This window comes from Citrobacter europaeus, assembly GCA_020099315.1.
Lineage (GTDB): Bacteria > Pseudomonadota > Gammaproteobacteria > Enterobacterales > Enterobacteriaceae > Citrobacter > Citrobacter europaeus.
In genome coordinates this window covers 4,009,310-4,023,069 of record CP083650.1, presented here as the reverse complement: position 1 = coordinate 4,023,069, position 13,760 = coordinate 4,009,310, and the positions used below count along the sequence as shown (strand labels likewise).

12 protein-coding genes and 1 pseudogene are annotated in these 13,760 nt (G+C 52.9%); 9 read left to right on the top strand and 4 right to left on the bottom strand.

Features of this window, described 5'->3' with window-relative positions; genetic code table 11:
* Nucleotides 1-82: 82 nt before the first annotated feature.
* From LA337_18815 to mutH, 4 genes are all read right to left on the bottom strand, one after another.
* Nucleotides 83-1,123 carry an NADP(H)-dependent aldo-keto reductase gene (locus LA337_18815; protein UBI15197.1) on the bottom strand — a complete coding sequence of 347 codons (1,041 nt, stop codon included), beginning with the start codon at nt 1,121-1,123 and terminating at the stop codon, nt 83-85.
* A 106-nt stretch (nt 1,124-1,229) separates the two neighbouring features.
* A complete protein-coding gene (gene ygdR / locus LA337_18810) occupies nt 1,230-1,448 on the bottom strand; it encodes a lipoprotein YgdR (protein ID UBI15196.1) in 219 nt (72 codons plus the stop codon).
* A gap of 144 nt (nt 1,449-1,592) precedes the next feature.
* Complete coding sequence (locus tag LA337_18805) at nt 1,593-2,306, bottom strand: TerC family protein (protein UBI15195.1); 714 nt, start codon at nt 2,304-2,306, stop codon at nt 1,593-1,595.
* 75 nt (nt 2,307-2,381) lie between these two features.
* Nucleotides 2,382-3,077 (bottom strand): DNA mismatch repair endonuclease MutH, encoded by a 696-nt coding sequence (mutH, locus tag LA337_18800; GenBank protein ID UBI15194.1) that lies wholly within the window; start codon nt 3,075-3,077, stop codon nt 2,382-2,384.
* A 684-nt stretch (nt 3,078-3,761) separates the two neighbouring features.
* Between mutH and rppH the strand changes: the two genes are divergently transcribed.
* From rppH to recC, 9 genes and pseudogenes are all read left to right on the top strand, one after another.
* Entirely contained in the window at nt 3,762-4,292 is a 531-nt protein-coding gene (rppH, locus tag LA337_18795; protein ID UBI15193.1) for an RNA pyrophosphohydrolase, read from the top strand.
* A 12-nt stretch (nt 4,293-4,304) separates the two neighbouring features.
* Nucleotides 4,305-6,551: a phosphoenolpyruvate--protein phosphotransferase gene (gene ptsP, locus LA337_18790; protein UBI15192.1), complete on the top strand. Its 2,247-nt coding sequence runs from the start codon at nt 4,305-4,307 to the stop codon at nt 6,549-6,551.
* 222 nt (nt 6,552-6,773) lie between these two features.
* On the top strand, nt 6,774-7,649 hold the full coding sequence (gene lgt / locus LA337_18785; GenBank protein ID UBI15191.1) for a prolipoprotein diacylglyceryl transferase: 876 nt from the start codon (nt 6,774-6,776) through the stop codon (nt 7,647-7,649).
* 6 nt (nt 7,650-7,655) lie between these two features.
* The gene (gene thyA, locus LA337_18780; protein ID UBI15190.1) at nt 7,656-8,450 is read left to right on the top strand and encodes a thymidylate synthase; all 795 of its coding nucleotides are present in this window, start codon (nt 7,656-7,658) and stop codon (nt 8,448-8,450) included.
* A gap of 183 nt (nt 8,451-8,633) precedes the next feature.
* Nucleotides 8,634-9,104 carry a prepilin peptidase-dependent protein gene (locus tag LA337_18775; GenBank protein ID UBI15189.1) on the top strand — a complete coding sequence of 157 codons (471 nt, stop codon included), beginning with the start codon at nt 8,634-8,636 and terminating at the stop codon, nt 9,102-9,104.
* Nucleotides 9,095-9,658, top strand: coding sequence for a prepilin peptidase-dependent protein (locus tag LA337_18770; GenBank protein ID UBI15188.1), 564 nt, complete (start codon nt 9,095-9,097; stop codon nt 9,656-9,658). Before LA337_18775 ends, LA337_18770 begins: the two co-directional genes overlap by 10 nt.
* A pseudogene (locus tag LA337_18765) lies at nt 9,655-10,049 on the top strand (DUF2509 family protein). The gene LA337_18770 and the pseudogene LA337_18765 overlap by 4 nt, the downstream one beginning before the upstream one ends.
* A complete protein-coding gene (locus LA337_18760; protein ID UBI15187.1) occupies nt 10,034-10,357 on the top strand; it encodes a prepilin-type N-terminal cleavage/methylation domain-containing protein in 324 nt (107 codons plus the stop codon). The pseudogene LA337_18765 and the gene LA337_18760 overlap by 16 nt, the downstream one beginning before the upstream one ends.
* Before the next feature lie 12 nt (nt 10,358-10,369).
* Complete coding sequence (gene recC, locus LA337_18755) at nt 10,370-13,738, top strand: exodeoxyribonuclease V subunit gamma (GenBank protein UBI15186.1); 3,369 nt, start codon at nt 10,370-10,372, stop codon at nt 13,736-13,738.
* The last annotated feature ends 22 nt before the right edge of the window (nt 13,739-13,760 follow it).

The window sequence follows — 13,760 nt, the reverse complement described above, 5'->3', positions numbered from 1 at the left end:
CGGATGGCTGCGTTGCCTTATCCGGCCTACAGGGAACGCTGTCTGTAGGCCTGATAAGCGTAGTGCCATCAGGCGCTAACTGTTACGGTGCAGGATAGGTATACACCTGATGCACCGCTTCAATCTCCGCCAGTACTTCTTCGCTCAGCTCCAGATGCAGGCTTTCAACGTTGGTTTTTAACTGCTCCATCGTCGTGGCACCCAGCAACGTGCTGGCGACAAACGGCTGACGACGCACGAATGCCAGCGCCATTTGCGCAGGATCCAGATTATGGCGTTTCGCGATATCCACATAGGCCGCGACGGCTTTTTGCGTTTGCTCGCCGCTGTAGCGCGTGAAACGGCTAAACAACGTATTACGTGCACCGGCAGGTTTCGCGCCGTTCAGGTATTTACCGGTTAACGTACCGAAGCCCAGGCAAGAGTAGGCCAGCAGTTCAACCCCTTCATACTGGCTCACTTCCGCCAGTCCAACCTCAAAGCTGCGGTTCAGCAGGCTGTAGGGGTTCTGGATGGTGGCGATTCGCGGTAAATCGTGTTTGTCCGCCAGGTGCAGATAGCGCATCACGCCAAAGGCGGTTTCATTGGACACGCCGATATAGCGAATTTTCCCCGCCCGCTGAAATTCTGCCAGCGCGTCCAGCGTATCCAGCAGGGAAACGACCGGCGCGGAGTCTGTCCAGCTGTAGCCTAACTTACCAAAGCAGTTGGTCGGGCGCTGCGGCCAGTGAACCTGATACAGATCCAGGTAATCGGTTTGCAGTCTTTTCAGGCTGTCATGCAGCGCTTCACGGATATTTTTACGGTCCAGCGCCTGATTAGGTCGAATGCCGCTGTCGTTGTTACGTGATGGTCCACTGACCTTAGAAGCAACGATTAGTTTTTCGCGGCTACCGTGTTTGGCGAGCCAGTTACCTACGTAGGTTTCGGTGAGCCCCTGGGTTTCAGGACGCGGCGGTACCGGATACATCTCGGCAACGTCGATTAAATTTATGCCCTGTGCTACGGCATAATCGAGCTGTGCATGTGCGTCGGCTTCGCTGTTTTGTTCACCAAACGTCATTGTGCCCAGCCCCAGTGTACTGACTTCCAGCGAGCTGTGGGGTATACGGTGATATTGCATAGCCGTTTCCTTTTTATAATCACGACATAAGGATTATAAAAATGGCTGAGGGAAGCGAAAAAGGAAAGTAAAATTGTTAAGGCCAGCGCGCTGCTGACCTCAACCATCAGCGTTCAATGATTTGAGACACATCATCGCGGTTAATCTGCATCGCATTGCCCTGCTGGTCGTGATAGCTCACCAGACCGGTATCATCGTCAATTTCTGGTTTTCCATCGGTCAGGATCATTCGACCATCTTTTGTTGCCATTACATAATCGCTGCTGCATCCGGAAACGGCAAAAGCCAGTCCTACGGCGGAAATCAAAACTGCCCATTTTTTCATCTGCTTATCCTCACATGGCCTGCGTCTGACAATAGTTTAGTAATAACGCGAAGTTGTGCATGGTGAAAGCAGTAAAATCTTAAACTGTGAGAAGGGGTAGGTGTGGCCGGCATTCGCTCCCCTTGCAGGGAGCGATGGGTTTCCTCAGAGCGGATTTTTTTTATTACGCCACAGGTTCAGGGTCTCTACTGCGATAGAGAAGAACATGGCGAAATAGATATATCCTTTCGGCACGTGGACGTCGAAACTTTCCAGAATTAGCGTAAAACCGACCAAAATCAGGAACGAGAGCGCCAGCATTTTTACCGAAGGATGGCGATCGACAAACTCGCCAATTGGGCGCGCGGCAAACATCATCACGCCTACGGCAATCACCACCGCCGCCATCATAATAAACAGATGATCGGACAAGCCAACCGCAGTAATGACGGAATCCAGACTGAAGATAATGTCTAACAACATGATCTGCACAATCGCGCCCAGGAAAGAAGATACGCGGGTTTTCAGTCCCTCTTCCTCGCCTTCAATGGATTCGTGGATCTCCTTACTGGCTTTCCAGATAAGGAACAATCCCCCCAGCAGAAGGATCAGGTCGCGCGCTGATATCGCCTCGCCAAACAGTTCGAATAGCGGGTTTGTCAGCCGCGTTACCCAGGCGATAGAAGCCAGCAGTGCCAGACGCATGATCATCGCCGCTGCAAGCCCAATGCGTCGGGCATGATTACGTTGCGCTGTCGGGAGTTTGGCTACAACCAGAGAGAGGAAAATAATATTGTCGATCCCAAGAACGATCTCCAGCAGCGTCAGCGTACCGAGCGCAAGCCAGGCGTTAGGATCGGTTATCCATGCAAATAACATCGAACAAAGTCCTGCCAAAAAAAAGAAGCGGTAATTATAGGCCCGTAACGCGGCGGGTGAAAGGTCGGACGGTGCCTATTGCGCCTGGAACAAGAAATGTCGCTCAAGCAATGCGCGGGTGAAGTTCTTTTTCAAGTAAAAGCCGCGTGGCAGGGTGAGGATGGGTTCGCCATGAGCGCCAATGGCCTCGGTTAGCGCTCGGGCGTTGGCTGCTTTAGGACGCAGCTGCAGTACTTCCCCATGGCGAGCGGTGATGCGTTCGACATGGCCTAACACTATCATGTCCATCAACTCTTCCCAGTCCAGACGCAACTGCTGGTCTTCTTCTTCATTCGGGCTCCACAGCAGGGGAGAGCCGACGCGACGCTCAGCCAGCGGGATGCTGCGTTCGCCTTCCACCGGGATCCACAGAACGCGTTTAAGTTTGTGCCGCACATGGCTGGTTTCCCAGGTGACGCCAGTATTACCGGTTAACGGCGCCACACACACAAAGGTGGTTTCCAGCGGTCTGCCAAGACTGTCCACAGGGATCGTTTTCAGCTCCACGCCTAGTGCCGCAAAATCCTGCTCTGGTTTACTGCCCGCGCTGGCACCGAGCCAGATTTCCAGTAGCACGCCAATCCAGCCTTTATCGCGCTTGAGATCCTTAGGCGCCACGATTCCCGCCATTGCCGCTAATTCTCCTAACGCGTAGCCCGAAAGTAGCCGCGCCTGGCTTAGCAACTGGGCTTCAGATTCAGGGGGAGAAAGCAACGGACGGAGTTCAGGCATCGGGTTAACCCTTAGGTGAAAAAATGAGCAATGATTTTATACCGTGTGGACAGAGTTTATCTTTTTCCACATGCTTTATTCAATTCTATGATTTATATTGGTTTTTAGATTCACGTGTGCAGAGTTGCGCAACAGCGAAGTGGGTTTTCCAATTCTGGTCACTGACAATGAACAGGATCTTACACCATGTTATCCACAGAAAGATGGGATAACTGTGAAAAAGCCCCACTACTGTTTCAATTTACAGCCTTGACGTGCGACGAAAATCGAATTTTCACACAAATTGTGCCTAACTTATTGGCATAATCTGTGGATAAAACCAACGCTGGTCGATCTTTCATCAGCCTGAAGATCGTGTGCGTGATACACGTCACATTTCTAAGTGTTTATTTGCACTGATCGGTTTTAACTTTATGAATCCATAAGACTATTTTTGATATGTGACGAATGTCTTATTCGGACTGTTCTGGGTTTTCCCATAGTAATTCCGTACTTCTTCACAACTATATCCACAGAAAAGGTGAATAAAATCGCCTTGCTTGCCCTTATTCTGTTTATAACTCGGCCCTTAGCTGTGAGTTATTCAATTGTTATTAGAATATCGCACCCTTAACAGAGTGGTTTACCGCCCCTCAGGAGTGTGAAACAATCGTTTGTATATAAGGTTTATGTTGAGGTAGTCCGGTGATTGATGACGATGGCTACCGCCCGAATGTAGGGATAGTAATTTGTAACCGCCAGGGGCAGGTCATGTGGGCCCGGCGATTTGGTCAGCACTCCTGGCAATTCCCGCAAGGTGGGATAAATGCAGGAGAGACAGCAGAGCAGGCGATGTACCGGGAACTCTTTGAAGAAGTGGGTCTTAGCCGTAAAGATGTACGGATCCTTGCTTCTACTCGTAACTGGTTGCGTTACAAGTTACCGAAACGTTTGGTGCGTTGGGACACGAAGCCGGTTTGTATCGGCCAGAAACAAAAATGGTTTCTTCTGCAATTGGTCAGCAGCGATGCTGAAATCAATATGCAAACCAGCAGTACACCTGAGTTCGACGGCTGGCGCTGGGTGAGTTACTGGTATCCGGTTCGACAGGTGGTGTCATTTAAACGCGATGTCTATCGCAGGGTGATGAAAGAATTCGCAAGTGTTGTCATGGCGCTTCAGGAGAGTACTCCTAAGCCGCAAAGCGCACCTGCGTACAGACGTAAAAGAGGTTAAGCTACGCAAATTATGCTCACCCGCCTGCGCGAAATAGTCGAAAAGGTGGCCAGTGCTCCGCGTCTGAATGAAGCGCTGAATATTCTGGTTACCGACATCTGTCTTGCGATGGATACAGAGGTCTGTTCGGTTTATCTGGCCGATCACGATCGACGTTGTTATTACCTCATGGCGACCCGGGGACTGAAAAAACCGCGTGGTCGCACTGTCGCACTCGCGTTTGATGAAGGTATCGTTGGCCTGGTTGGCAGGCTGGCGGAACCTATCAACCTCGCCGATGCGCAAAAACATCCCAGCTTTAAATACATTCCTTCGGTAAAAGAAGAGCGCTTTCGTGCGTTCTTAGGCGTGCCGATCATTCAGCGCCGCCAGCTTTTAGGTGTGCTGGTGGTACAGCAGCGCGAATTGCGCCAGTACGATGAAAGTGAAGAGTCTTTCCTCGTCACGCTCGCCACGCAAATGGCGGCTATTCTTTCGCAGTCGCAGCTAAACGCGCTGTTCGGCCAATACCGGCAAACGCGTATCCGTGCATTGCCTGCTGCTCCCGGTGTGGCAATAGCCGAAGGCTGGCAGGACGCGACGCTGCCGCTGATGGAACAGGTCTATCAGGCTTCAACGCTGGACCCGGTGCTTGAGCGCGAGCGACTGACCGGTGCGCTGGAAGAGGCGGCGAACGAATTTCGCCGCTACAGCAAACGCTTTACCGCCGGGGCGCAGAAAGAAACGGCGGCGATCTTTGATCTCTATTCACACCTGCTTTCCGATACCCGTCTGCGCCGTGAGCTGTTTGCGGAAGTGGATAACGGTTCGGTGGCCGAGTGGGCCGTGAAAACGATCATCGAAAAGTTTGCCGAACAGTTTGCCGCCCTGAGCGATAACTACCTCAAAGAGCGGGCCGGAGATTTACGTGCGCTGGGCCAGCGTCTGCTGTTCCATCTTGACGACTCTGTTCAGGGGCCGAATGCCTGGCCGGAACGTTTTGTGCTGGTGGCGGATGAGCTTTCCGCGACCACGCTGGCGGAACTTCCTCAGGACCGGCTAGTCGGTGTGGTTGTCCGGGACGGCGCAGCCAACTCCCATGCGGCAATTATGGTTCGTGCGCTGGGTATCCCTACCGTCATGGGGGCCGATATCCAGCCTTCGGTGCTGCATCGCCGTACGTTGGTGGTGGACGGTTATCGCGGTGAACTGCTGGTTGATCCGGAACCGGTGTTGATCCAGGAATACCAGCGTCTTATCAGTGAAGAAATTGAGCTGAGCCGCCTGGCGGAAGACGACGTCAACCAACCCGCGCAGTTGAAAAGCGGCGAGCGCGTGAAGGTGATGCTCAATGCGGGTCTCAGCCCGGAACATGAAGAAAAGCTGGGTAGCCGAATCGACGGCATTGGCCTGTACCGCACTGAAATCCCGTTCATGCTGCAAAGCGGTTTTCCTTCGGAAGAAGAACAGGTTGCGCAGTATCAGGGGATGCTGCAAATGTTTAACGATAAGCCGGTAACTCTGCGTACGCTGGATGTCGGCGCCGATAAACAACTGCCCTACATGCCGATAAGTGAAGAGAACCCGTGCCTTGGCTGGCGTGGGATCCGCATAACGCTCGATCAGCCGGAGATCTTTTTGATCCAGGTTCGCGCCATGCTGCGAGCCAACGCGGCAACAGGCAACCTCAGCATTTTGCTGCCGATGGTTACCAGCATTGATGAAGTGGACGAAGCGCGACGTTTGATTGAACGCGCCGGACGTGAAGTGGAAGAGATGATCGGCTATGCGATCCCGAAACCGCGCATTGGCATCATGCTGGAAGTTCCGTCGATGGTATTCATGCTGCCGCATCTGACAAACCGGATAGACTTTATCTCGGTCGGAACTAACGATTTAACCCAGTACATTCTGGCCGTCGATCGTAACAATACGCGGGTAGCCAGCATTTATGACAGCCTGCATCCGGGGATGTTACGTGCGCTGGCGATGATTGCGCAGGAAGCCGAAAAAAGCGGTATCGATTTGCGCCTGTGCGGTGAGATGGCGGGCGACCCGATGTGCGTGGCTATTCTGATCGGCCTTGGTTTTCGTCATTTGTCGATGAACGGTCGTTCCGTCGCTCGCGTCAAATATCTGCTGCGTCATATCGATTTTGATGAAGCGAAAACGCTGGCGCAGCGCAGCCTGGAAGCGCAGATGGCGGCAGAAGTACGCCATCAGGTAGCGGCCTTTATGGAGCGCCGTGGCATGGGGGGATTGATTCGCGGGGGATTATAGGCCTGACAAATTTCGTGTTATCAGCCTGTAGGCCTGGTAAGCGTAGCACCATCAGGCATTGCGGGGGGATAAAGATTACCTATACAGATCTTTTACATCTTCCCGGCATCCGCTGCGATCCCCTTGTGCTATCATTCGCACCTTTGGAGCGCCTGTATTATGCAGGCGCGCTTATCAATTGCTGTCTGACTTCAGCGAAATAACAAGAACTTGTGGTGACAGATGACCAGTAGCTATCTGCATTTTCCGGATTTCGATCCGGTCATTTTCTCAATCGGACCCGTCGCGCTTCACTGGTACGGCTTAATGTATTTGGTGGGGTTTATATTTGCGATGTGGCTGGCGACCCGCCGCGCGAATCGTCCGGGCAGTGGCTGGACCAAAAATGAAGTAGAAAACTTACTGTATGCGGGCTTCCTTGGGGTGTTCCTTGGTGGACGTATTGGTTATGTACTGTTCTATAACTTCCCGTTATTCCTCGACAACCCGCTGTATCTGTTCCGCGTCTGGGACGGTGGGATGTCCTTCCACGGTGGGCTTATTGGTGTGATCCTGGTGATGATTATCTTCGCCAAACGCACCAAACGTTCGTTCTTCCAGGTTTCTGATTTCATCGCCCCGCTGATTCCGTTTGGTCTGGGCGCAGGGCGTCTGGGTAACTTTATCAACGGTGAGCTGTGGGGACGCGTTGACCCGAACTTCAAGTTTTCCATGCTGTTCCCGGGCTCTCGCACCGAAGATATTTTACTGCTGCAAACTAACCCGCAATGGCAGTCTATTTTTGATACCTACGGCTCGCTGCCGCGCCACGCCTCACAGCTTTATGAGATGGCGCTCGAAGGTGTCGTGCTGTTTATCATTCTCAACCTGTACATTCGCAAGCCGCGCCCGATGGGCTCGGTATCCGGTCTGTTCCTGATTGGCTATGGCGCGTTTCGTATTATCGTTGAATTCTTCCGCCAGCCGGATGCGCAGTTTACCGGCACCTGGGTACAGTACATCAGCATGGGACAGATCCTCTCTATCCCGATGATTGTCGCAGGCATTATTATGATGGTTTGGGCGTACCGCCGCAGCCCACAGCAACACGTTTCCTGAGGAACCATGAAACAGTATTTAGAACTGATGCAAAAAGTGCTGGATGAAGGCACACAGAAAAACGACCGTACCGGAACCGGAACGCTTTCCATTTTTGGTCATCAGATGCGTTTTAATCTGCAGGAAGGGTTCCCGCTGGTTACGACTAAACGCTGCCATTTACGCTCGATCATTCATGAGCTGCTGTGGTTTTTGCAGGGCGACACCAACGTTGCCTACCTGCATGAAAACAACGTCTCAATCTGGGACGAATGGGCGGATGAAAACGGTAATTTAGGCCCGGTTTATGGCAAACAATGGCGCGCGTGGCCTACGCCAGATGGACGCCATATTGACCAGATCACCACGGTGTTAAACCAGCTCAAAAATGACCCGGACTCTCGCCGTATCATCGTTTCCGCATGGAACGTCGGCGAGCTGGATAAAATGGCGCTGGCGCCGTGCCATGCGTTCTTCCAGTTTTACGTAGCGGATGGCAAGCTCTCCTGCCAGCTGTATCAGCGTTCGTGCGATGTGTTCCTCGGCTTGCCGTTTAACATTGCCAGCTACGCCCTGTTGGTGCACATGATGGCGCAGCAGTGCGATCTGGAAGTAGGTGATTTTGTCTGGACCGGTGGCGACACGCACCTGTACAGCAATCATATGGATCAAACGCATCTGCAGCTTAGCCGTGAACCGCGCGCGCTGCCGAAGCTGGTTATCAAACGTAAGCCTGAATCTATTTTTGACTATCGCTTCGAAGACTTCGAAATTGAAGGCTACGATCCGCATCCTGGTATTAAAGCGCCAGTGGCTATCTAATCGGCTTCATGCTGTCACAACCGACGCCTGTGTGCGTCGGTTTTTTTTATCTAAAATCGCGTTCTTCGGCGCAGATTCCTGAATTATTGCAATGGACTGCAACTCGAAAAATATTCTCCGTAGCTCGCCGTAGAAACCGAATTTCCCGCTCGTTATTCATTTTCCTCACGCCATACTGGCGGCATGAAAAAACAACATGGCTACACGCTTCTCGAAACCCTGATTACGATGCTGATCGTCGCGGCGCTTGGCGCATCAGGTCTTTATGGCTGGCAGCGCTGGCAGCAACAACAGCGCCTGTGGCAAACCGCCTGCCAGGTCCGGGATTACCTGCTGCAACTGCGTGAAGATGCTAACTGGCGTAACCGTGATCACGTGATAAGCGTGATTCGGGATGGCGCATCGTGGTGCTTTGTCAGCTCTGCGGCTTCGCAAGATGTGTGCAAACCCACTTCACCTTTGGTGTTTACACCGCTCTGGGACGATGTCGAGTTGGCAGAGATAACGCCTTCACTGGCCTTTTTTGGTCTGCGCAATACGGCATGGGCCGGACATATCCGCCTGAAAAATACGGCAGGGGAATGGCGGGTGGTGGTATCTGGTTGGGGGCGAATCAGGCTTTGCGAACGCGATGAGGCCCGGTTATGTCAGTAAAGGAACGGGGATTTTCACTGCTGGAGGTACTCATTGCGATGGCGATTAGCAGCGTTTTACTGCTTAGCTCAGCGCAATTTTTACCGGCGCTACAGCGAGAGATTCTGCGCAATACGAGCCAGTTGGCGCTGGAAGATGAAATATGGCAGCGGGTCTATACCGTGGCTAAGCACCTTCAGCGGGCAGGGTATTGCCGGGGAAACTGTGGCGGAGAGGGACTGGTGATATCGGCTAAGGGGGACTGTGTTATTGCCCGCTGGGATGCTAACAGCAACGGCGTTTGGGACAGCAGTTCCGCTAAAGAGGCTGATGCTATCGGGTTTCGTTTACAGGACAAGGTGCTGGAGACCCTGCGGGGAGCAACTGACTGTAATGGAAAAGGGTGGGAGAAAATGACCGATCCAGCCACGATACAGATTGAGGCATTTCAGGTTGAACGCCTGAAGATCAGCGGATATTCCCCGCTCCTTACGCTGCGTTTGCGCGGAGTGAACAATGTCGAACCACAAAAGGTTATTGAAGCCGTGTACAGCGTTACGGGATTCAACCTGTGAACAGCGAGAGAGGCGCTTCATCTCTGGCGATGGTCCTGTTGCTGCTGGTGCTCGGTAGTCTTCTGCTGCAAGGCGCTAGCAGACAGGAGGCCAGTTTTGCTTCACGAGTGGTGACGCAAAGCCAGGCGCTGCAGCGTCAGGCGACGGTGCAATCCGGGTTGGAAAGCCCTGGCGTATACAACCCGCCGTACAGTGTCGGCGCGATACAATGCAGGATGCCGAGGTTTGCCTGCGCCTGCTTACTAATAATTTCGTGCTGCTTATTGCTCACTATGAAGGGGTGTCTCTATGGCGTCAGGGAGCGGTTATCGATGGCAACATCGCCTTCTCGGCCAATGGCTGGAGCGATTTTTGCCCGTTAAAGGAGCAGGCGTTATGTCAGATCCCCTGAACAGACAGCGTGGCTTTAGCCTGCCGGAAGTGATGCTGGCAATGGTACTGATGATAATGATTGTGACCGCGTTGTCGGGATACCAGCGGGCGCTGATGAACAGCTTTATCATCAGAAACCAGTACCAACAACTCTGGCGTCATGCCTGGCAGCAAACCCAGCTGTATCAGTTTTCATCACCTTTGGACTGGCAGATTAACCGAATGCAGACAACGAGAGCGGGATGTGTCAGCATCAACGTTAAAATATCTTCACCCCTGGGCAGGCAGGGTCAGATGACGCGTCTGCATTGCCCGAATCGTCAGTAGTCAGGAGTCGCTATGTTAAGGGTCTACCACTCCAATCGTCTGGATGTGCTGGAAGCGTTAATGGAATTTATCGTTGAGCGCGAGCGGCTGGACGACCCCTTTGAACCTGAGATGATCCTGGTTCAAAGTACCGGCATGGCGCAGTGGCTACAAATGACCCTTGCACAGAAGTTTAGTATTGCCGCCAACATCGATTTTCCGCTGCCTGCGAGTTTTATCTGGGATATGTTTGTGCGCGTGCTGCCGGATATCCCTAAAGAGAGCGCGTTTAGCAAACAGAGCATGAGTTGGAAGTTGATGACGCTGTTGCCGCAATTACTGGATGGCGATGATTTCGCATTGCTGCGCCACTATCTGACGGACGACACCGATAAGCGCAAGCTGTTTCAGCTTTCCTCGCGTGCTGCTGACCTTTTTGACCAGTATTTAGTCTACCGCCCTGACTGGTTGACCCAGTGGGAAGCCGGGCGACTGGTTGACGGACTTGGCGAGTCTCAGGCCTGGCAGGCCCCGTTGTGGAAAGCGCTGGTGGAATACACTGAGGAATTGGGTCAGCCGCGCTGGCATCGTGCCAATTTATACCAACGTTTTATTCAGACCCTGGAAAGTGCGTCCGAGTGCCCGCAGGGACTGCCTTCTCGCGTCTTTATTTGCGGTATTTCGGCGCTGCCGCCGGTTTATTTGCAGGCATTGCAGGCGCTGGGTAAGCACATTGATATTCATCTGCTGTTTACCAACCCTTGTCGCTACTACTGGGGGGATATAAAAGATCCCGCCTGGCTGGCGAAGCTGATGGCGCGTCAGCGTCGGCACAGCTTTGAAGAACGCCATCTGCCGTTGTTTCGTGACAGTCAGAAAGCTGAAGGATTATTTAATAGCGATGGCGAACAGGATGTGGGCAACCCGATGCTGGCCTCATGGGGCAAACTGGGGCGCGATTACATTTACCTGCTTTCAGAGCTAGAGAATAGTCAGGAGCTGGATGCGTTCGTCGATATTACGCCTGACAATCTTTTGCACAATATTCAATCGGATATTCTGGAGCTTGAAAGTCATGCTGTGGCGGGCGTTACGCTGGAAGAATATTCCCGGAGCGACAATAAACGCCGGCTTGAGCTGAACGATACCAGCGTGACTTTCCATGTCTGCCATAGCCCACAGCGCGAGGTAGAAATTCTTCATGACCGCTTGCTGGCAATGCTGGAAGCGGATCCAACGCTGACGCCGCGCGATATTATCGTGATGGTGGCGGATATCGACAGCTACAGTCCATTCATTCAGTCGGTCTTTGGCAGCGCGCCAGCCGAGCGTTACTTACCTTACGCAATTTCCGACCGTCGGGCGCGCCAGTCTCATCCCGTCTTACAGGCCTTTATTAGCCTGCTGTCGCTGCCGGATAGCCGTTTTGTCTCAGAGGATGTCCTGGCGTTACTGGATGTTCCCGTGCTGGCGGCGCGTTTCAATATTGATGAAGAGGGGCTGCGCTATCTTCGCTTATGGGTCAATGAATCCGGTATTCGCTGGGGAATTGACGACGATAACGTGCGTGAGCTGGAGCTTCCGCCTACAGGTCAGCATACCTGGCAATTTGGTTTAACGCGTATGCTGCTCGGCTACGCGATGGAAAGCGCGCAGGGCGAGTGGCAATCGGTATTGCCTTACGATGAGTCCAGCGGATTGATTGCCGAGCTGGTAGGGCATCTGGCCTCGTTGCTGATGCAGCTCAATCTTTGGCGTAGAGGGTTAGCGCAGGAACGACCGCTGGAAGAATGGCTACCTGTTTGCCGGGACATGCTTAATGATTTCTTCCTGCCGGACGCGGATACCGAAGCGGCGTTGACGCTGATTGAACAGCAGTGGCAGGCCATTATCACTGAAGGTTTGGGAGCCGAGTATGGCGAGGCCGTACCGCTCTCTCTGTTACGTGATGAGCTGGCGCAGCGTCTTGACCAGGAGCGCATCAGCCAGCGCTTCCTGGCGGGGCCCGTTAACATTTGTACGCTGATGCCGATGCGTTCTATTCCTTTCAAGGTGGTGTGCCTGCTGGGCATGAACGATGGCGTTTATCCGCGCCAGCTTGCGCCGCTGGGCTTTGATTTAATGAGCCAAAAACCGATGCGGGGCGATCGTAGTCGTCGCGATGATGACCGCTATCTGTTCCTCGAAGCATTGATTTCGGCACAGCAAACGCTCTATATCAGCTACATTGGCCGATCCATTCAGGACAACAGCGAGCGCTTCCCGTCGGTTCTGGTACAGGAATTGATGGACTACATTGGGCAAAGCCACTATCTGCCGGGCGATGAATCGTTAACCTGCGATCAAAGCGAGGCCCGGGTAAAAGCGCACGTTACCCGTTTGCATACCCGTATGCCCTTTGATGCACAAAACTATCTACCGGGTGAACAGCAAAGCTATGCCCGGGAATGGCTGCCTGCGGCGAGTCTGTCAGGAAAAGCGCACTCGGACTTTGTACAGCCTCTGCCCTTTGAGATACCCGAAACGCTGACGCTGGAAACGCTGCAGCGATTTTGGGCTCATCCGGTACGCGCCTTTTTCCAGATGCGTTTGAGGGTTAATTTCCGCTCTGAAGAGAGTGAGATCCCCGATACGGAACCTTTCACCCTTGAAGGATTAACCCGCTATCAACTTAATCAGCAATTGCTTAATACGCTGGTTGAAGAGAACGATGCTGAACGGCTGTTCCGCCGTTTTCGTGCGGCGGGCGCGCTACCCTATGGGCCATTTGGCGAAATTCTGTGGGATACGCAGCGTCAGGAGATGCAGTCGCTGGCTGAACGCATTATCGCCTGTCGCCAGCCCTGTCAGAGCATGGAAATCGATCTTAACTGTAACGGCGTGCAAATCACCGGTTGGCTGCCGCAGGTACAAGAGGACGGTTTGTTGCGCTGGCGCCCATCTTTGATAAGCATTGCGCAAGGTGTGCAACTTTGGCTGGAACATCTTGTCTATTGTGCCAGTGGCGGTATGGGAGAGAGCCGGTTGTTCCTGCGTAAAGACGGGGAATGGCGTTTTCCGCCGCTGGATGCAGAACAGGCGTTACTGTACCTGTCGCAACTCATTGAGGGGTATCGGGAAGGCATGTCGTCACCGTTGCTGGTGTTGCCCGAAAGCGGCGGTGCATGGATAAAAACCTGTTATGACGCCGCAAATGATGCCATGTTAGATGACGATGCAACGTTGCAAAAAGCGCGCAGTAAGTTTCTGCAGGCCTATGAAGGCAACATGATAGTACGAGGTGAAGGCGACGACATCTGGTATCAGCGTCTTTGGCGACAACTGGATGCTGATACGCTGGAGACCATTGTTTTACAGTCTCAGCACTACCTGTTACCGATTTTTCGCTTTAATCAGTCATGATGATTGTATAAAAATTGCGCAA

What these genes read in the sequence shown, in the direction of transcription:
- LA337_18770 (UBI15188.1), top strand. Translation starts at nt 9,095, where the DNA reads ATGTCAGTAAAGGAACGGGGATTTTCACTGCTGGAGGTACTCATTGCG.
- LA337_18815 (UBI15197.1), bottom strand. Translation starts at nt 1,123, where the DNA reads ATGCAATATCACCGTATACCCCACAGCTCGCTGGAAGTCAGTACACTG.
- ygdR (UBI15196.1), bottom strand. Translation starts at nt 1,448, where the DNA reads ATGAAAAAATGGGCAGTTTTGATTTCCGCCGTAGGACTGGCTTTTGCC.
- ptsP (UBI15192.1), top strand. Translation starts at nt 4,305, where the DNA reads ATGCTCACCCGCCTGCGCGAAATAGTCGAAAAGGTGGCCAGTGCTCCG.
- LA337_18805 (UBI15195.1), bottom strand. Translation starts at nt 2,306, where the DNA reads ATGTTATTTGCATGGATAACCGATCCTAACGCCTGGCTTGCGCTCGGT.
- lgt (UBI15191.1), top strand. Translation starts at nt 6,774, where the DNA reads ATGACCAGTAGCTATCTGCATTTTCCGGATTTCGATCCGGTCATTTTC.
- LA337_18775 (UBI15189.1), top strand. Translation starts at nt 8,634, where the DNA reads ATGAAAAAACAACATGGCTACACGCTTCTCGAAACCCTGATTACGATG.
- mutH (UBI15194.1), bottom strand. Translation starts at nt 3,077, where the DNA reads ATGCCTGAACTCCGTCCGTTGCTTTCTCCCCCTGAATCTGAAGCCCAG.
- thyA (UBI15190.1), top strand. Translation starts at nt 7,656, where the DNA reads ATGAAACAGTATTTAGAACTGATGCAAAAAGTGCTGGATGAAGGCACA.
- LA337_18760 (UBI15187.1), top strand. Translation starts at nt 10,034, where the DNA reads ATGTCAGATCCCCTGAACAGACAGCGTGGCTTTAGCCTGCCGGAAGTG.
- recC (UBI15186.1), top strand. Translation starts at nt 10,370, where the DNA reads ATGTTAAGGGTCTACCACTCCAATCGTCTGGATGTGCTGGAAGCGTTA.